Here is a 19,611-nt window from a genome sequence, read left to right as displayed (position 1 = left end):
CGCATCAAATGCGTTCACACCCAACTACAAACACCCACACTTATCAGTCATCCTAATTTTTAAAGAACAGTGCCTCGAAGGCTTTTCGCTCTTCCGTTTTAACTTCCAACGTTTCAAGCGAAGCGCGCATTATACAGAGGTTTTTCGTTCGGTCAAGCATCAAATTCATTTAATTTTAAAACGTATTTTTGCTTGGTTGCGGGAACAGGATTTGAACCTGTGACCTTCGGGTTATGAGCCCGACGAGCTGCCAGACTGCTCCATCCCGCGTCCGAATCGACTAATAAAACATGTGTTGCGTCGAGAGGTGAGACTATAGCAAACTTTCAAAAACAGTGTCAACTGTTATTTGCTTTTTCCATAGAGATGGTAGAGCGTGGCATATTTGCCGCCGGCCTGCATGAGTTGCTCGTGCACACCTTCTTCAACGATACGACCACCATCCATGACGATTATTCGACTGGCATGCTGAATGGTGGAGAGGCGGTGCGCGATCATGATGGTGGTTCGGCCCTGCATGAGCTGGGTCAGTGCGGCCTGCACGTTATGTTCGGATTCATTATCGAGCGCGGACGTCGCTTCATCCAAAATTAAGATGGGGGCATTTTTAAGCATGGCGCGCGCAATCGACAGTCTTTGACGTTGGCCGCCGGAGAGCCGCAAGCCCCTGTCACCAATATGCGTGTCCAGTTGTTGTGGCAGTTTTTCGATGAACTCCCAGGCATGTGCCGCCTTTGCTGCTGCAATCACCGCCTCTTTAGAGGCCCCACGTAAACTGCCGTAGGCAATGTTGTGGTAAATGCTGTCATTGAACAAGACGGTTTCCTGACTGACGAATGCAAACTGCTGGCGCAGCTCAGCCAGCGCCAGTTGCTGGATAGGGAGATCATTGATCAGTAACTGCCCTTGTTGCACCTCATGAAAACGGGGCAACAAATGCGCCAGTGTAGACTTGCCGCCCCCTGACATGCCAACCAAGGCCACCGTTTCACCAGCATGGATGGTCAGGTTGAGCTCTTTTAGCGCCGGACTGTTCGCGTGCGGATACTGAAAAGTGACCTGCTCAAAGCGAATTTGGCGGATGGGCTCAGCCAAAACCACCTGACCCTGATTGTTTTCGGCAGGCGTATCCAGCACGGCAAACACACTTTGGCAGGCGGCAATCGCAATTTGCACATCTTCATTCACAGAAGTAATCGCTTTCACCGGACCAATCAGCATGAGCAAGGCGCCAATAAAAGCCGCAAACTCACCAGCGGTAAACTGGCCGGCAGAGTAATAGATCACCATGGCTAACGCAATGGCGGCCAGCATCTCGACAAACATACTGTTTAAACCAGAGATGCGCCCTAACCTGACCATCATTTGCCGGTTAGTGGCAACGATATGGCTAAAGCGTTCATACTCATACTGCTCGCCACTGAACACCTTGACCACGCGCTGTCCACTGGCGGCCTCTTCAATCACCTGTGTCATGTCTGACATGCTGGCTTGCACCTGACGGCCAGAGTTACGCAATTTAGGTGTCATTTTTTTCAGATATCGGGCAATCAGCGGCGACAGCAGCAAAAACACCAGCGTCAGTTTCCAATCCAGATAAAGCATATAAGAGACGATGCCAATAATGGTCAAGCTATCGCGAATGGAGGAGATGATGACTTTGGTGACCGCACTATATAACTGCTCGCAATCAAACGTCATTTTGGTGGTGATATTGGCAATGGCGTGCTGATCAAAAAAACTGGTGGGCAGCTTCAGCATGTGTGCAAAAACCTGATTGCGTACATCCTCGATGACGCGGCGGCCGACAATCCTGATCAGGTAATTGGAGCCAAAGCCTGCCAATGCACGCACCAACAACAAGCCACCCAGCATCGCTGCCAGCGTCAAGCGCGCATAGGTCTGTGTCTGCGTGGTGAACCCTTCATCCGTCACATGCTTGATGGTACTGAGAAAACCGGTATTACTGGCGGACAAGACTACTAGGCAAACCAGCGCCAGACAAAAAGTGGCCCAATAAGGCTTGAGATAGGCCATGAGCCGGGTCAGTTGCGCATACGCGCTGGGAGTGTGATTGATCATGGTAAAGACTAATGGTTTTTATGAGCGCTGGGCGACCTTGAATCAGAGGAGCCTATATGAGATTGGACTTGGGCATCGACAGTCATCTCGGCCAACAAGCCCTGCAGACGAGCCACCACGGCCTCTACACCAATCCCGAGAATATCCTGTTGTGCATCTTGAATAAAGTGCGCGTGTGGAGACCAGGGCAAATAACGGACCGGCGAACCCGGGCCAAACAAGGTCAGGCTCGTCAAACCCGCCGCGGCGGCCATATGCCCGAGCCCGGAGTCATTGCCAAGATAGCCATCACACTTTTGCAGCAAGGCATAAGACTGCGGCAAGCTTAATCGTCCGCACGCCACCTGCACAGGCAGCTGAGCCAGTGCAACAAAGCGTTGTGCGAGGGCGGCATCCGCCTGCGAACCCAGCAACACCACGCCAGAGACTGCATTTGCAAGCGCATTGGCCACCGCTGCATAACGCTCGACTGGCCAGATTTTACCGGCAAAATTTGCGCCCGGCCCGATCGCCAACCAGCGCCCTTGGCCCAGCATGGGAAATAGGTCTGCAACCAAGGCATGATCTTGCTCGCTGGCCCACAAGGTTGCGTTGGGCCGCAGATCGCCGACTAACGTCTGCACGGCCGCCAAATGTTTTTCTGCCGAGTGCAGGTGCATGGTGCTGGCATTGGAACGTTTTTTAAACACTTGCTTTGCCCGCAGCAGATAAGGCAAAAAATCCGTGCGCAGATCGACTAGGACGTCATACCGGGTTTTTCTCAACAAGCGAATCAATTGCACATAGCCCGCCCAGCCTGAACGTTTGTCGCGCACGAAAATACGGTCAATATAAGGACAGGGGTCAAACAAGGCTGAAGAACGGACATCACTCACGAGGTCTATGCGCGCTTCTGGCAGGTGCGCATGCAGGGCTGCCAGTACCGGCGTCGTCAGGATGGCGTCCCCAATATTGGACAGCGTAATCATGAGGATACGGGGTTGAGCGCAGGTCATCATGCTTGCTTACCTGCACTCAAAGGACACGCCGAGTCTGCCCAGCGCCTCTTTGAGTTGCTGTTCTAACTGCGCAGGCGAAAAGTACTGCGTATATAAAGTACGTGCTGCCATTTTTTTGTCCTGCTGGCTATTCACGCATTGCATGACCGCATCGGCCAGGACGGCAGGATTCGCTGCCTCGATCTGCCACAAACCGCTCAACGGCCCGTTGGGCATCGCCGCCGGATAAGCGTCACTGCTGCGCGTAATGACAGGACGGCCACAGGCCAGGCCCTGAAACACTTTATTAGGAATGACCTGCGCGGCCTTTTGCGAGCCGCCAAACACGCCCAGCACGATATCCGCTTTGGCGATCCGGCCTGGCAAATTGGGATAGGCCAAACTGTCTTCAAAATGCACATTAGCCAAGCCCGCCGCTTGCTGCCGTGCCGCCGCCTTGGTCGGGCCATCGCCCAACAACACCCAACGCAGATGCGGTTGAGCCGCCGTCAGTCTGGCGGCTTCAATCACCGTTTCTACCCCATGTAGCGCAATAAAGCTGCCATAAAACAAGACTTCTGTGCTCAGGGGTCGGGGCTTAACCAGCGACACCGGCGAAAACAGTGGCTGCTCCGCGCCTACATAGACCACCGCGGTTTTTTCTGCTGACAAGCCAAAACGTTCAATAAACATCTGCTGTTGCAGCGCCGTATCCAGCAACACCATATCCGCCAACTGCAAGCACTTTGTCTCGGTGCTGAGCAAGCGCTGTGCTTGCGGGCTCTGCTCAGCAAACTTGTTCCGTTCATACACCTGCTTTTGCCAGGCACTGATCAAGGGGTCAAATACGAGCGGCACACCGCGTCTGCGCGCCCAGCGGCTGGCGGCTTCAACATCTCTGTGCCTGAAACAGGGCACCCACACCAGGTCGGGCGTAGGCAGGCCTTTTAACTGCGCTTCAACATCCCCCCAGCCACTCAGATGTGGCCTGAAGTCGATGAGCTGGCAGCCCAAGGCCTGCAGCAATTGCCGACTGATACGGTTGCGGGAATAATTGAGGTCTGAACGCCCCCACCAAATCACCTTAGGCATGATGGCGCTTCACTTCTGGCAAATAAGGGAATACCTGCGCGGGCGTCAACTGTCGCATGCAGGAGTGATGGCTGCATTGCTTGGTATAGCAGTTTTTACAAGGCAAATCGAGTTGCAAGGCGACAACTTGCGCGCCTACCGGTTTGACCCGCAGTGGATTGGTCGGCCCACAAAGCACCACCATGGGCGTAGGGGTGGTTGCCGCCAAATGTGCAGTTCCGGTATCGTTAGCAACAATATATTGCGCCCGCGCACAAATAGCGGGCACGGCCAGCAAGCTGGTTTGCCCGCATAAATTCACCACCTGCGCAGGATGACGGCTGGCAATCTGCTGACACGTCTCGGCCTCATCTTGCCCGCCCAGCAATACCACACGCTCCCCACGCGCAATACAATGTGCCACCAGCGCAGCATAGTGCTCGGCGCACCAGCGCTTGGTCGCCATCCCGGCGTGGCTACCACATAAAAATACCGCAAAAGGCTGAGACGTCAGCCCATGCTGGCTTAACAACTGCTGGGCAGCCGTTTGCGCAGCAGCACTCACAGCCAATGTTGGTCCAGTGGTCAGGGCGGGGATGCCTGCTGTGATTAAGGTCTGCTGCAAGATTTGAAAACTATGCGCTTGCGACAATGCATGAATTTGACGTACCGTGTAAGGAAAGCGCGCATGATTGCCCAACAGCCACCTGGGCGCGCGACCACTCAATCGCAACAGGCTCAGTAACAGCCGGCTTTTATCATTGGTTTGCAAATCAATGATCAAGTCATACTGCATGGCTGCCACTTCAGCCAGCCACTGCCGGTAAATACGCCAACGCCCTGATTTTTGCTGCAGATTCAAGCACCAGATGCGCTCAAATCGAGGATCATCTGCAAACAGGGACTGCCAGGCTGGTAAGGTATTTAAATGCAAGACAGCCTGTGGAAACGCCTGGTGAATATCTTCGATGGCGGCTGTGCTCATCACAATATCCCCCATCCCCCCCCATTTAATGATGAGGATACGTTTGATCTCCTGACGGGCGGGCAAATCGCAGACCACAGTCTGATCGAGTGAATCCGACAGACAGTCAGCATCCAGATAACTCTTTAGCCTAGCTTGCTTGTGCATCCTGATCCCTTTGCAGACTTGCAATCATGAGGCAGACCAATAGCATGAGCACTGGAAACCACCAAGGCACCAGCATGGGTTGCGTGGTGTTGAGTGGAAAATAAATCACCATCAGTGGTAAGGCATAAGGCCAGGCTTGCTGTTGTAGCGGACGCGCCGCTTGCCTGAACCAGGCCACACATAACCCCATAATCGCGATCAGGCCGATGCCACCCACCAGGCCGGTTTCGGCCAGCCACTCAACATAAATATTATGCGTATGGGTAGGGTGAGCCACAAAAGGGTCATCACTGCGCGTGGCATACTCGGCATAAACACGCTTGAAGTGATTGCTGCCGACACCGGTAAGCGGGTGCGCCTGCCACATGTGTAGCCCGGTTTCCCACAAATTGAGGCGGTAGCTTAACGCATGATTCACGCGGTCAAACGTCGACTGCTGCGTATCCGCAATCGCCTGCGTATGCTGCAGTTTATATTTGGCCAGTTGCGGGCTCAACGCACCAGCCAATGCCACAGCCAGCAAGGGCATACAAAGTACCGCGGCCCACACTTTCCAGCTTGCCCGCTGCTGCCACAAGGCCAGTAACAACATCAGCAAAAATATATACAAGTATCCTCTGGCACCAGAGAGCGTCACCACCACGCCAACGCCTAGCACCAGTCCCCACGCCAACCAGGGACGCTGGGGCAACCAGTGATAAAACAGCAGCGGCAACATGGGTAACATCAGAATCCCTTGGTGCAAGTCATGAAACATGCCGGTAATGCGGCCTTCCGGTGTTTTGGCAATACCAAGCAGATCGACGCCGAAAAGATATTGAATACTGCTATCCAGCATCCACAACAGCATGATGCCCGTCACCCATTGCGCAAACAGCTGGCGATAGCGGGTCACCTGGAATGTCAGCAATAATGGGAGCGCTGCAAAATACAGCAGGCTAAACCAGGCTATCGCCGCCAAACTGGCTTGGGGATGTTCAGCCTGCAAGCACGACAGCCACATCGGCAACCATAGCAGCAAGAAGACTGCACTCCAGCGACGCACTACAGACTGCCTGAATATTGCCACTCCCGACCTAAAGCATAAAAACACGCCTACCATGGCCAGCAAAGCGGTGGGCAATCGGGCCCCGCCAGAAAACGGACTCCAGGCGATCATCATCACCGCCAGCAAGGTACAAGCCCAAGCCAAGCCCGGCGGCATCCGCACCGCAGTGCTGTCTGCCCATCCTGAAGGCCAGACTTTAAACATTGTACGTGCAAACATCATGAGTTCACATCCAAAGGCTGAGCCATGACGCGCTGGTAAACGTCCAGCGTTTTCTGTTGCATGTCGGCTAAGGTAAACAGGGTATTCGGGCGCACCGCAGGCCGCTCTTCCAACCAGTTCAGGGTCAGAATCGCCGCTTCAGCAATATTGCCCACTTGCACAGCCCCCTCCGGTAATAAGGCAGCCATTTGCTCCGCCACGCCACCATGATCATACGCAATCACCGGCACACCCAGACTCAATGCCTCCAGCGTGGTCCGTCCAAACGCCTCAGGCGCTAAAGACAGCGAATAGACGATCTCGGAAATCGCCATGATATTTTTCACGTCTTTGCGATAACCGGTCATCGTCACGCAATCGCTCAGGCCGGCCAGCGCAATCTGATGTTGCAAAGTCGCTGCGAATGCCTGCTTGCCAGTATCGACCTCCCCCACCAGCAAAGCATGAATATCTTTATGTTGACGACAAACCACCCCCACCAGCTCGACAAAATCCTCCGCGCCTTTCCAGCGCGAAATTCTGGCCGGGAGTAATAGCAGGCGTTTGCCCTGGGTCTGCGGATATTGGGCAAACCATTGCTGCTTCCAGTCCGCCTCTGGCTGGTAGCCCGGGAAGTACTGAGTGGTATCCACCCCGCGGTAGATCAGCGTCATCTTATGGTTTTCAAGCTGGTAGTGCGTTTGCGCATAGGCTTGTATGGTTTTTGAGATCACAATCACTTGCTCGCCCGCGGTCATGATCCGGCTATACCGGCCAGGCCGATAATACCCATGCACTGTCGTCACCAAGCGCGGACGCTGTGCACGTGGCATGGTTTTCCAGGCCCAATACACCACCCAGGCTGGAAAGCGCGAACGGACATGGACAATATCCACCTGCATTTGCCGCCAAATGCGTTGTAATTTGGGAATCCATAACAAGGTCAGTAATGACTTACGTCCGACCGGACAGGTCAAGTGCGTACTGCCAGCCGCCTCAAGCTCGGCCACCATGCGCCCGCCCGCGGACATCACCAGCGAGCGGTGCCCTTGTGCCACCAGTGCTGCAGCCACCTCCAGGGTGCCGCGCTCCACACCGCCAGATTGCAAGGCAGGCAGCACTTGTAAAACCGTGAGTTTTCGCAAAAGCAGACTTCAACAACTAGATTAATCGTGAGACCAGACGGCTGGATGCAGGACGGTTGAAATGGGCCAGTAACAAGTCGCAGCAACGGCTGGCTTCATTAAACCCCAGCACCGGACGCATAAATTGGCGATACAAGCCATAAGGGTCATAACGCGTGACCAGTTGGCGGTCTATGAGTTTTTCGATGCCGCGACTGACCCGGCTGGCACGTTTGGCGGTCAGATTAATGATGCCGACGGCAACCTGTGCTGTCAGCGCCTCATACACCATGGAAACAGAATCCTCGGTCACCCAGGCCGCAGAAACCGTTGCCAGCTTGGCGGGCAACCAGCCTGGCCCGGTGTCTGTGATCGCCACAATTTCGAGATTGGCAAGGCGAACACGCTGCATGGCTGAAATAAAACTGGTCGGCGTGCGTCTGGAGGTGGTCAATACGTAATGCTGATCAGGATGCTTGCGTACCAGGTCGTAGACTTGCGCCACCACGCCCAGCTCATCCCATTCAAAATGTTTGCTGGGCCCGCCGACCATGATCAGGACCTGCTCGGTTTGCTGCACTTTGCTGGCAGGCTGGATATGGTTGATCACTCCACGGGTCTCAATAAAGCTGGCAAATCCGCGATATTGGTCATGCTCGGGGATCAGACACACATCAAACAATTCGGCTGGCAGGCTAGGCTGCATCATGCAAACAGTTTTGCCGCCATACGCACGTTTGGCAGCCAGCATATGGGCATGGGTCGCATGACCGGCGCCGATAATCAGATCCGGTGCAGGCAAGCCCTCGCCTGCCGGCCATTGCCCCAGCAACCACGACAACCAGCCGTGACCCGCGTCCTTGATCTGGAGATCAAAGACCTGTAGCGCTAATCTGGCCTGCAAGGCCTGAACCAGTCCTTGCGACTGATGCTGATGTCCTGGTTTGCCATCCAGCAAACGCCAAACCACGAATGTTTGAGTTGAATGAGTTTCTCTGATCATATGCATCACCTGCGACTAATACGCAGGATAGATGCAGATCATGACGACTTGATTAAGCCAAGATGAACAAATTGTGTCAGCCCGGCCCCGTAACCGCTAGGCCGGACCAAACAGAGTTATTGCGCGACCGCGCCAAAGACCTTTTTCAGCAGATTGCTGGCTTGACCCACCGGATCCTGACGGATCGCAGCTTCTTCTTTGGCAATCATCAGGTAGACGCCGTCCAGTGCCTTTTGTGTCACATACTGGTTGATATTGGCATCTTCTTTTTTGATCAGGCCAAACTGGCTGCCCATTTCAGCATACTTGTTATAAGTATCTGCCAGCTTCACGTTAGCCGTGGCTTTTTGCACGATGGGCAAAAACTTGGCCGCCATGTCAGTCGCGGTGGTTTTCTTGAAATATTGCGTGGCAGCATCTTGCGGACCCGTCAAAATCCCCTTGGCATCAGTCAGCGACATTTGCTTGACCGAATTTAGCAACAAGGCCTTTGCCTCTGGCACGGCTTGTTCTGCGGCACGATTCATTTTCAGCACCAAATCATCGGCCTGACTGCCCATGCCTATCATGCGCATGCCTTTTTCGATTTTCTTTAATGAATCCGGCAACGGAATTTTGACCTCCTGGTTACCCATAAAGCCATCCGTCGCCCCCAGCATGCTCACCGCTTTGCTGGCGCCCTGACTCAGCGCCAGTTTCAAGCCATCACTGGTTTCCTTTTCGCTGAGCTGGCTCACCGCCCCGTTCTCGCTACGGCCACTGGCAGCACTGTTTACCTCTTTTTCTACCATGTCGCCCAGCGCCTTCAGGTCCAATGCCTGCGCCTGCATCCCGATTGCATTGCTCATGAGCAGTGCAGTCAATATCACCTTGGCTTTCATTTTCATGCTGTTCGTTCTTTCATCAAGTTGAGCGCAGTGTACCCAGAAAACACAAAGCAAGTCCAGCGGACTTGCTTTGTGTGGGCTTGCGCAAAAGCCGGGCGCTTACGCTTTGAACGGTTTCACATTCCAGATACGTTCAGCATATTCACCGATGGTGCGGTCGCTTGAGAATTTAGCCATCCGCGCCACATTCAAAATCGCCATACGCGACCAGGCTTCCTGATCTTGATACAGGGCAGCCACTTTCTCCTGCGCGGTAACATACGCGGCATAATCGGCCAGTAACAAGTATTGATCGCCTTTGTGCAACAGGGTATCAATAATGGCCTGGTAGCGTGATGGCTCCTCTACCGAGAAATAGCCATTGGCGATCATATCGATTACCTGCTTGAGTTCGGCATTGCCGTGGTAATAATCCCACGGGTTGTAGCCGCTGGCTTTCAGCTGCGCCACTTCTGGTGTGGTCAGGCCAAAAATAAAGATATTTTCACCGCCGACCTCTTCCTCGATTTCAACATTGGCGCCATCCAGCGTGCCTATGGTCAAGGCCCCATTGAGCGCCATCTTCATATTGCCGGTGCCACTGGCCTCGGTACCTGCGGTCGAAATCTGCTCGGATAAGTCGGCGCCTGGGAACAGGATTTCTGCTGCACTCACCTCGTAGTTAGGATAAAACACCACTTTTAACTGGTCTTTGACCGCCGGGTCGTTATTGATCATCACCGCTACATCGTTGATCAGGCGGATGATCTGCTTGGCCAACCAGTAGCCCGGTGCTGCCTTGCCCGCAAAAATGATCACACGCGGCGTGTGATGGCTGGCATGACCGCTACGAATCCGGTTATACAGCGTGATTACATGCAGCACATTGAGCAACTGGCGCTTGTACTCATGAATACGCTTGATTTGCACGTCAAACAAGGCATCCGCGCTGACCGCAATACCCGTCTTCTGCAAAATCTTGTCGGCCAGGCGCTGCTTATTGGCTTTTTTCACTTCGCGGAACGCTTTTCTGAACGCCGCATTCTCGGCAAACGGCTCAATCTGCTTGATCAGGCTCAGGTCTTTCTGAAAGCCGGTGCCGATATGCTTGGTCAACAACTCTGTCAGCAACGGGTTGGCCTGATTCAACCAGCGGCGTGGCGTGATGCCATTGGTCACATTGGTGAACTTGCCAGGATAAATTTTGTTGAAGTCAGCAAACAGCGTGGTTTTCAACAACTCGCTGTGCAGCTCGGCCACGCCGTTCACGGTATGGCTACCGACAATCGCCAGATGCGCCATGCGCACACGTCGGCCGTGAGTTTCGTCAATAATGGACACACGCTGCAACAAGCCGGTATCGCCCGGGAAGTGCTGATTCACCATTTGCAGGAACTGGTGATTGATCTCATAAATAATCTCGAGATGACGAGGCAACAATTGTCCGAACATGTCCACCGACCATGTTTCCAGGGCTTCTGGCATCAAGGTGTGGTTGGTGTAGGCAAACATCTTGGTGACCAGCGTCCAGGCACGGTCCCAAGGCAAGTGATAATGATCGACCAATTGATGCATCATTTCGGCCACGGCAATCGCTGGGTGGGTATCATTCAACTGAATGGAGACCTTGTCAGGCAAGGTGTTCCAATCCGAGTTGTAATTGGTAAAGCGATGCAAAATATCCTGTGTAGAGGCGGAAACAAAGAAGTATTGCTGCTTGAGGCGCAACACCTTGCCCGACTCGGAGGTGTCATTTGGATAGAGCACTTGCGAGATGGTTTCGGCACCGTGACGGCCTTCTACCGATTTTTCGTAGTTACCTTCGTTAAACGATTTCAAGTCAAACTCATTGGTAGCCTTGGCAGACCATAAGCGTAGATTATTCACAGTCTGCGTGCCATAGCCAGGCACAGGTACGTCATAAGGCATGGCGACCACCGATTCATGATCGACCCAGTGATGTTCCACGCCACGTTCGGTGTGTACATGCAACACGCGGCCATAAAACTTCACCTCGCAAGTATGCTCGGGGCGCTGAATCTCCCAGATATTCTGATACCGCAACCAGTTATCAGGATTTTCTTTTTGCTGGCCTTTCTCGATGGTTTGCCTAAACATGCCGTAGTCGTAACGGATGCCATAGCCGGTAGCCGGAATATCCATGGTCGCCATCGAGTCGACAAAACAGGCAGCCAAGCGGCCCAGGCCGCCATTACCCAACGCCGCATCGGGCTCCATCTCGGCCACGCCTTCCAGCTTTTGGCCAATCTCCTGCAAGCCTCCGCTTAGATCGGGTGCAATGCCCAAATTCAGTGCGGCATTTGACAGCATGCGGCCAATCAAAAACTCCAGAGATAAATAATAAACGCGCTTGGTATTGGCGTCTCGATAAGCATCACGTGTATTCACCCAGCGGCTCATCAAGTGGTCGCGCACGGTAAAAGCGGCGGTTTGATACCAGTCACGTGCCGTGGCCCAAGAGTTTGATTTACCAATAGAAAAAGTCAGGTGGTTACGCAACGCCTGGGGGATAGGCAATTGCTCCAGCAAAAACTCTTCAACCGGTTGCGCAGCTTCTACGGGTGTCTTGGATTTAGGTGTTTTTTTCACATTGGCAGTCATGCATCTTCCCCTTGAGTTTGATTCATTGAATTGCTTTCAGTTAGCAAAAGCAAAAAGCAAGCCTACAGCAAGAATGTGTCAGACATAAAAAAAGCCACAAAATTCTCATTGTGGCTTTGAATTATACTGCCGACCCCGGCAGAGAGAAGCACGAAACCTAAAGTTTCCAGGTATAAGCAACGCCTAGTGCATCCTGATACATACGCACATTGGCATCCCCTCCACCAAATCCAGCGGGGATCGAATTTTGACCGCGTACCGTATTTTCAAAGGCATGTGTATAAGCAAACGACACTTCCGACGCAGGACTCAACACCCAAGTCGCGCCAATCGACACATGATCTTTCACCACGCCCGGCGCCAAGATATTAAACAGCGTATCGCCCGCTCTAATCGGCTGGTCCACATGGTTATAGCCTGCACGTAAAATCAACGCCGGGCTATATTGATACAACGCACCGATCTTATACACCTTGGCATCCTGCCAGTTAAACCCGGCGCCATTATCGTTACCCAAGCCATTGCTCAAGTTAGATAAAGAGGCGTTACCCACCGCATCGACCTCACTGTAATTGATACGCTGAAAATCCGCGGCCAGCGTCAATGCCGGCGTTACTTTGACCGCCACACCTACACCATAGGTGGAGGGGATATCAAAATCCCCCTGCTCGGCAAACAAGCCCTTGTACTTGTCAAACCGGCTCATATAAGTACGGCTCTGATAAGTGGCCCCCAGCGTCACGGCATCTGTGATTTCGCCCAACCAGCCAATATGCACACCCGCCCCATAAGAATCATCATGACCATTGTTGGTCAGGTTAGCAGCTGAACTACTGGCATTGCTAAAGTTTTGCAGTCCCTTGGCTTCAAACCGCTGATAAGCCAGATTCAGGGAAACTCCTAGGGTGTGATGCTCCTGCACCTTCCAGGTGACGGTCGGCGCCACAAACACCTGCGCCAAATCCACCCCCGTGCGTCGACCATTACTGTTAAACAGCGGAATACCTTTTTTGTAATCGGTATTCATGCCGCCATTACCGTAAACACTCACGCCCAGCGTGACGTCCTCAGAGTATTGCGTGTTGTAGCCAAACTCTGGAATAAAAAAATTCTGGCTATCATTGCCTTTGTAAGTCCCATTGGCTCCTGGCGCACCACTGCCTTCAATCTCCGATTCACGCACAGGCCTAAACCAAGTCACGCCCGCATCCACACGGCTCCCCACTTTACCCATGCCCGCCGGGTTGGCTGCCGCCGCCAGCGCATCTTGTGGCAATGCGATGCCCACACCACCCACGCCTTGAGAGCGAACACTATAGCCATGCGAAAAATAACCATCGGTCGCCCACGCATTACCAAACGAAAAAGCGATGGCTACCGGAATAATTTTTGACCACTGATACATCTCAATCCTTCAATAACCTTGTTGGATTGCAATATATCAAGCGATTAAAATTCCAATAAATAATATATAAAAATATATTTATAACTTAAAAATATAAAAGCCCGCGGCGCGGGTTTTTATAGCTGACAATTTGATCAAGCGATCTTGGGCGGGAAGCTTCTTACCCCTTGCTTGGCTCTTGAACACTCAGTTAACCATTTTTGCGACGTCGTGTGGCAACAATACACATAAAGAAACCAAATGCTGACATGTAGATTGAAGACGGCTCAGGCACTGAGGCTGAAAAACTTGTGTAGCCGGACGCTTTAGCTAAGGGCGAGAACGGAATAAATAACTGGTAGTTCCGCGTCGATCCGTTTTCAAAATTGAATTGATAAATCGCCTCAGCTGGTGAGTAGCTCGACCTAAAGGAGAAATATCCAAGAGTCGTTGAGGAGGCGGAGACACTCTGCCAAATCACCGTAGTTCTGCTATCAGCGCCTTGTTTGTCTACAGTATAAGTCCAGCCATCTGGCATCCTCACCGAGAAAATGCTGCTATCAGTGAAGTAAGGCATGACAACCGTTTTAGCCTCAAGCGGTGCTGCAAACCCATAATTCCAGCCAGTTGAGTCCTGAAATGGCACTAGCACGATGGGGGATGGCTGAAACACTATTGGTGTGTTCAGAGGTGGCTGAATAGGTAATGCTGGTGCTAATGGGCGATCATCACAAACGTATCCAGAAACGCAAAGGGTACCAGCTTGCGCTTGCGTCGACATGTTGAACGTGGTCAGCATCACCACAAAAAATAGTATATGTCTCTTCACTAGAGATTCCCTGATAATTTTTTTCAATCATCCTACTGACTGCACATTACAAGCATGTTAAGTCTAGCGAAGCTCTCTAGATAGTCCGATAGGGTGGGCAATTTCTTCCCACGCGTAACAATCCAACAAAAGAATTCAGCTGTGCCAATAAACACCATCACTTAAATCACAAAGACTCTCTGTCAGGTAACGAAATACGAGCTTCAGTGACTTCATCGCGCGGGCAACAAGTTGCCCACCCAACTCTACTACTTGGCTTTAGCCGGTACCAGTGAGCGAAGCGAATGATTTGAGCGCATTGTTATACGGGATTATTAGGTTTGGAGAAGAGCGCAACTAATTTACTTAAAGAACGTAAGAAAGGCACCGATCCATTAACTGTTTCCCGTGCCTCTTTGTAGCTAACAAGAGCCTCTTGGAAGCTGCTTTTTTGCTCTGCCATGGCCAAGGAGAAGAACATTGTGCCTGTTGTAGTTGCGCGTGGTATGTCTTGGGGTATTTTTTCGTTTCGCCTTTGTAATGTATCCATTATAACTTGCTGCATTTCATTTGAAAGGCTGGATTTTATTAGGGCTGTAATCGTGAATATTTCGCTATATATAAGCTCGCCAAGGCTGACTACTTCATCAGGCGTCGGTATATAACCTTGATGTATGACTCTATTTCTGAGCTCTGGGATTTTTTTGTTAAGCGTGTAGTGAGTTCCGAACGTTAGAAGGTGGAGGAATAAAAAGCCGCCAACCTGACGCTCTGATTGTTTTGAAACTTGCTTAAATGTTTCCTCTAAAGCCTCTTTAGAGGTATTGCTTTTCTTGCAAAATACATTTATCGCGAACTCGAAAAAACGCTCGTAGGCAGATGAAAGACTTGATGCAGCTTCGAGCGTATAGCCTTCAATTAGAGCATTCGCTGCGGACTCAAGTAATACTTCAAATTTTTGACTTTGAAGTAGAATTGCTGATTTGTGACCTTTTGAACATTCTATATAAGCTAGAGCTTCTTCATAATAGTCAGCAACTATCGGCTCGAAAGATGGATGACCCAACTCTTTTTGGCACTCCATGCACATCGTTAGTATTTTCAAGGGGCTGGCTTCCACAGAGCATAATAACGTTTGAAGTTAAGGGCGCGTTTCAGCGTGTCGCGCTTGAATGATGGTTTAGGCAAGCAGAATTCTCCACATACCTCTATAGCTATCTTCAATCCAATAACCTTCTAATATAAGTGAATTAGGGAACATATGGAGTGATGCTTTACCTCCAATTTCTGGAGCTGACAACTCAAAGTGACCATTCCCATGGTTTTTGCCTTGATACTCAACTAACTCTTCATCGTCATATTTGACGCTAATCTTGTTTTCATTAATTTCAACGATACAAGGGTAGTCTTCCGAGGATGGTTCATCGGAATAGTAGAGAGTGGACATTTTGCTGTTATGCCAAATTGTCATAAATTGTTCCTTGTTGCACAACTATTAAGTAGCAGTCCTAATTAGAGCGCGTAAGAGAGCGTTACTTTTTTCATTTTATTAATCAAACCATATACCTAAATAAAAATAGAGGGCGTGATTTAATCAGCAAAATCATCAATCGATTCCGACTTGTTTACATGGTTGAAATAATGCCATAAGTGTTAAAAAAACCAGCAAAAAATATTTTTTCATGCCATGGGAAAAAGTTTATTGTTTTAAATGCTAACGGAAAGACAATGGATACCCGCTTTCGCGGGTATGACGAAGATTAGATACTCGTTTTGACATACAAAATAAAAAAGCCACCTGACGCAGGTGGCTTTCTCATTTACTAACAATCAAAACAACTACAAAATCAAACTATTCATCCGCTTCACAAAGCTAGCAGGATCTTCCAATTGCCCACCTTCCGCCAGCAACGCTTGATCAAACAGCACATGCGCATAATCGGCAAACTTGGCATCGTCGCTTTCAGCTTTCAGTTTTTCAACCAAACGGTGGGTCGGGTTAATCTCTAAAATCGGTTTGCTGTCAGGTGCTTTTTGACCAGCCGCTTTGAGGATACGTGCCAGGTTGCCGGACAAGTCATGCTCGCCAGCCACCAAACAAGCGGGGGAATCAGTCAGGCGATGCGTCACTTTCACTTCTTTCACGCTCTCGCCCAGCGCGGTTTTAATACGCTCGACCAGATCTTTGGCTTGTTCTTCAACCTGTTTTTGCGCTTCTTTGTCGGCTTCGTCTTCCAGCTTGCCTAAGTCCAAATCACCTTTGGCGATGGATTGCAGTTTTTTGCCTTCAAACTCAGTCAGGCTGCCCAGCAACCATTCATCCACCTTGTCGGACATCAGTAACACTTCAATGTCTTTTTTGCGGAAGATTTCCAGGTGTGGTGAGTTTTTCGCCGCAGCAAACGTATCGGCTGTGATGTAGTAAATCGCTTCTTGCTCGGGCTTCATGCGTTCGATGTAGGCCTTGAGCGAGACATTTTGGGTTTCGCTGTCAGTGTGCGTAGAGGCAAAACGCAACAGGCTGGCAATTTTGTCTTTGTTGGCAAAGTCTTCGCCGGGGCCTTCTTTAAGCACGCGGCCAAACTGTCCCCAGAACTTGGCGTAGTCTTCGGGTTTGTTTTCAGCCAGGTCTTCGAGCAGGCCCAGCACTTTTTTCACGGAGCCGTTTTTAATTGCCTCAACATCGCGGCTGTCTTGCAGAATCTCGCGCGAGACGTTGAGTGGCAGGTCGGCTGAGTCAATCACGCCACGCACAAAACGCAGGTATTGCGGCATGAGTTTTTCGGCGTCTTCCATGATAAACACGCGCTTCACATAGAGCTTGATGCCCTGGCGGCGATCGCGGTCGTATAAATCAAACGGTGCTTTGGCTGGCACGTAGAGCAGCGAGATGTATTCTTGCTTGCCTTCTACGCGGCTGTGGGTATAGGCGAGCGGATTTTCAAAGTCGTGCGAAACGTGTTTATAAAACTCGTTGTACTCTTCTTCACTAATGTCGTTTTTGCTGCGTGCCCACAAGGCAGAAGCTTTGTTAACGGTTTCGTCCTCATCGGTGGGGACTTGTTCGCCGTCTTTCCATTCTGATTTTTTCATCACAATCGGCAGGGTGATGTGGTCAGAGTATTTGCGGACGATGGTTTTCAGTTTCCAGTCGTTCAAGAATTCGTCTTCGCCTTCGCGCAGATGCAAAATTACATCGGTGCCGCGACCGGCTTTTTCAGTCGCTTCAATGGTGAAATCGCCTTCACCGTGCGACTCCCACTTCACGGCTTCAGTCTCGCCTGCGCGGCGGGTAATCAGGGTGACTTTATCGGCAATGATAAAACTGGAGTAAAAACCCACACCAAACTGGCCAATCAGGTTGGCATCTTTGGCCTGGTCACCGGTCAGGTTCTGGAAGAATTCCTTGGTGCCAGATTTGGCAATGGTACCAATGTTGTTGATCACTTCTTCACGGCGCATGCCGATACCATTATCAGAAATGGTCAGCGTGCGGGCAGCTTTATCAAATGAAACTCGAATATTTAACTCGCTGTCATTTTCATACAAAGCAGCATTTGAGATGGCTTCAAAACGCAACTTGTCAGCCGCGTCAGAAGCGTTGGAAATCAATTCGCGCAAGACAATTTCTTTATTGCTGTAGAGCGAATGAATCATCAATTGCAGTAATTGTTTGACCTCGGCCTGAAAGCCCATGGTCTGCTTGGATTGCGATTCTGCTGTCGCAGTTGTCATGACAGATCCTCCAAAAAACAGGGTTAAACACAAAATTTAACCCTAGATGGGGAAGCAAAAACCGTTTTTCAAGAGGGGAGATTGTGAAACAGGCGGGGATCTATGACAAACCATCATTTAAAACCATGACTGGCAACCGGATTGCGGCGTTGAGGCCAATAAACAAGGCGTTGTTCAGCCAATTAAAACCGATTTATTTGCATAGTTTTTGCTAGTTATTTTTTAACGCAGCATTCTTTGTTCTGATGTCAGGTAAGGAGCGTAGTGTATGAATCTCTTTCACACGTTAATCGAGCAAATGCAGGTCATGAAACTGCCGCTATATGCAGTCACCTTGACCGCCGTCCCGCGGGCAGATACCCCGGTGTTGCTCATGTTGCATTGGCATGGCTTTCGCAAACAGCCGACGCCCGCCCTGCCCATGCTTAAACCGACGCTGCAGCCAGTGCCTGGCTCGGCCTTGCAAATCAATGACCGCTGGCGGCAACCGGAAGTGGTCGATGAAGCCGTGCTGGACGCGGCCTGGCAACTGGGCGCCTGGGACGTGCAACGTGAAGAGCACCGCGCTTGCACCTGGGTCGGCGCCAGCGAGCAGGAAGCGCTGGCCTGCAAACAGGCGTTTGGTAAATATGATGAAGTGCTGGAAGACGAACTGCTGGTCAGCGATGCCCCAGACCGTGACGAAATGTTGTACCTCGGTGCCAAAGTTGGGTATATCCGCTGGCAATTCCGGCCCGTCAATGGCGGTGTCTGGCAATCTACGGCAGAGGACGACACCTTGCTAGAAGATGGACGGCGTATCCCGCCCTGCCCGATTCGGCCCCTTGCACTGAAAGGGGGCAAATTGAGCAAGACTGCGTATCGATTGGGGCAGATCAACCGTATCATCTTGTTGAAATAAGCAAAGGCGAGCGTCTCCGCCGCTTGCCTGCAAGATTAAAGTGCTCCCAAGCATGGCAGGCGGTGAGTATGCATTGCCGCTGGCCGCCCTTAATCAGTGCCGCCCACCCCGTTTATCTAAGTGCTATGGCATGGACGAGATGGAGTCCAGCAGAAAAAATACAAAAACACCCAGGATCGCGATTAAATTTTTATTTTTTTAGAATGCGAACCACCGTCATGACTGGGCAGAGCCTTGTATTTGCTCGCCTTTGCGAAAGGCGCACGCCAGCGCGCTGGTCATCGCTGATTTTTTCATATTACTTTCACTGGCCTCTGCCAACATAACAATTTATACTGTTTGAACGATGTGTCTGGGGAGGCAATGATGGCAACAATTGAGGTGACTGAGACCAGTCCCAATTCATTTTCTGTCACGGTGCATGGGACACAAACCACCTCACATCAAGTGAATGTCAAGCCAGATTATGCCCAACCATTGCTTGATGCCAGCCAAACGGTGGCAGAACTGGTCAGTGCCTCGTTTCAGTTTTTGCTTGACCGGGAATCGAACACCAGCATTTTGAGAAGCTTTGATTTAAGCGTGATTGAGCGCTATTTCCCAGAGTACCCACAGGCCATACAACGCTATCTTAAGTAATCACCTCCGTATTAACGC

General features: G+C 51.2%; 17 protein-coding genes and 1 tRNA gene. 3 read left to right on the top strand and 15 right to left on the bottom strand.

The window, feature by feature from the left end:
* Window positions 1-223: hypothetical protein (locus Q9292_RS09520; RefSeq protein ID WP_313987301.1), on the top strand; the 223-nt coding region annotated here is incomplete at its 5' end.
* Here the strand turns inward: Q9292_RS09520 and Q9292_RS09515 are convergent.
* The 15 genes from Q9292_RS09515 to htpG all read right to left on the bottom strand — a co-directional run bounded on the left by Q9292_RS09515 (window position 194) and on the right by htpG (window position 18,053).
* Window positions 194-270 (bottom strand) — tRNA-Met (locus Q9292_RS09515). The genes Q9292_RS09520 and Q9292_RS09515 overlap by 30 nt on opposite strands.
* 75 nt (window positions 271-345) lie before the next feature.
* The gene (gene msbA / locus Q9292_RS09510) at window positions 346-2,082 is read right to left on the bottom strand and encodes a lipid A export permease/ATP-binding protein MsbA (protein WP_275356790.1); all 1,737 of its coding nucleotides are present in this window, start codon (window positions 2,080-2,082) and stop codon (window positions 346-348) included.
* An 8-nt stretch (window positions 2,083-2,090) separates the two neighbouring features.
* A complete protein-coding gene (locus Q9292_RS09505; protein ID WP_313987298.1) occupies window positions 2,091-3,080 on the bottom strand; it encodes a glycosyltransferase family 9 protein in 990 nt (329 codons plus the stop codon).
* Between the two features lie 6 nt (window positions 3,081-3,086).
* Complete coding sequence (locus tag Q9292_RS09500) at window positions 3,087-4,151, bottom strand: glycosyltransferase (protein WP_313987295.1); 1,065 nt, start codon at window positions 4,149-4,151, stop codon at window positions 3,087-3,089.
* Window positions 4,144-5,262, bottom strand: a complete 1,119-nt coding sequence (locus tag Q9292_RS09495; protein WP_313987293.1) for a glycosyltransferase family 9 protein — start codon at window positions 5,260-5,262, stop codon at window positions 4,144-4,146. The genes Q9292_RS09500 and Q9292_RS09495 overlap by 8 nt, the downstream gene beginning before the upstream one ends.
* Window positions 5,246-6,532 carry an O-antigen ligase family protein gene (locus Q9292_RS09490; protein ID WP_313987290.1) on the bottom strand — a complete coding sequence of 429 codons (1,287 nt, stop codon included), beginning with the start codon at window positions 6,530-6,532 and terminating at the stop codon, window positions 5,246-5,248. Before Q9292_RS09490 ends, Q9292_RS09495 begins: the two co-directional genes overlap by 17 nt.
* Window positions 6,529-7,656, bottom strand: coding sequence for a glycosyltransferase family 4 protein (locus Q9292_RS09485; protein WP_313987287.1), 1,128 nt, complete (start codon window positions 7,654-7,656; stop codon window positions 6,529-6,531). Before Q9292_RS09485 ends, Q9292_RS09490 begins: the two co-directional genes overlap by 4 nt.
* A gap of 16 nt (window positions 7,657-7,672) precedes the next feature.
* Window positions 7,673-8,638, bottom strand: a complete 966-nt coding sequence (locus Q9292_RS09480) for a mitochondrial fission ELM1 family protein (RefSeq protein WP_313987284.1) — start codon at window positions 8,636-8,638, stop codon at window positions 7,673-7,675.
* Window positions 8,639-8,754: 116 nt separating this feature from the next.
* Window positions 8,755-9,525: a DUF4197 domain-containing protein gene (locus tag Q9292_RS09475; protein ID WP_313987281.1), complete on the bottom strand. Its 771-nt coding sequence runs from the start codon at window positions 9,523-9,525 to the stop codon at window positions 8,755-8,757.
* Window positions 9,526-9,624: 99 nt separating this feature from the next.
* The gene (locus Q9292_RS09470; protein ID WP_313987279.1) at window positions 9,625-12,126 is read right to left on the bottom strand and encodes a glycogen/starch/alpha-glucan phosphorylase; all 2,502 of its coding nucleotides are present in this window, start codon (window positions 12,124-12,126) and stop codon (window positions 9,625-9,627) included.
* A gap of 157 nt (window positions 12,127-12,283) precedes the next feature.
* On the bottom strand, window positions 12,284-13,531 hold the full coding sequence (locus Q9292_RS09465) for an OmpP1/FadL family transporter (protein ID WP_313987276.1): 1,248 nt from the start codon (window positions 13,529-13,531) through the stop codon (window positions 12,284-12,286).
* Between the two features lie 190 nt (window positions 13,532-13,721).
* A complete protein-coding gene (locus Q9292_RS09460) occupies window positions 13,722-14,366 on the bottom strand; it encodes a hypothetical protein (protein WP_313987273.1) in 645 nt (214 codons plus the stop codon).
* A 274-nt stretch (window positions 14,367-14,640) separates the two neighbouring features.
* A complete protein-coding gene (locus tag Q9292_RS09455) occupies window positions 14,641-15,402 on the bottom strand; it encodes a hypothetical protein (protein ID WP_313987271.1) in 762 nt (253 codons plus the stop codon).
* Window positions 15,403-15,498: 96 nt separating this feature from the next.
* A complete protein-coding gene (locus tag Q9292_RS09450) occupies window positions 15,499-15,789 on the bottom strand; it encodes a hypothetical protein (RefSeq protein ID WP_313987268.1) in 291 nt (96 codons plus the stop codon).
* Between the two features lie 368 nt (window positions 15,790-16,157).
* On the bottom strand, window positions 16,158-18,053 hold the full coding sequence (gene htpG / locus Q9292_RS09445; protein ID WP_313987266.1) for a molecular chaperone HtpG: 1,896 nt from the start codon (window positions 18,051-18,053) through the stop codon (window positions 16,158-16,160).
* A 268-nt stretch (window positions 18,054-18,321) separates the two neighbouring features.
* Here htpG and Q9292_RS09440 point away from each other — a divergent pair, with 268 nt between their 5' ends.
* The gene (locus Q9292_RS09440) at window positions 18,322-18,954 is read left to right on the top strand and encodes a diguanylate cyclase (protein WP_275356776.1); all 633 of its coding nucleotides are present in this window, start codon (window positions 18,322-18,324) and stop codon (window positions 18,952-18,954) included.
* Window positions 18,955-19,317: 363 nt separating this feature from the next.
* Entirely contained in the window at window positions 19,318-19,593 is a 276-nt protein-coding gene (locus Q9292_RS09435) for a hypothetical protein (protein ID WP_228518934.1), read from the top strand.
* Window positions 19,594-19,611 lie beyond the last annotated feature (18 nt).

It is taken from the genome of Methylophilus sp. VKM B-3414 (assembly GCF_032248435.1).
In the GTDB taxonomy this organism is placed as follows: Bacteria; Pseudomonadota; Gammaproteobacteria; order Burkholderiales; family Methylophilaceae; genus Methylophilus; species Methylophilus glucosoxydans.
This window is presented reverse-complemented; position numbering and strand designations above follow the sequence as displayed.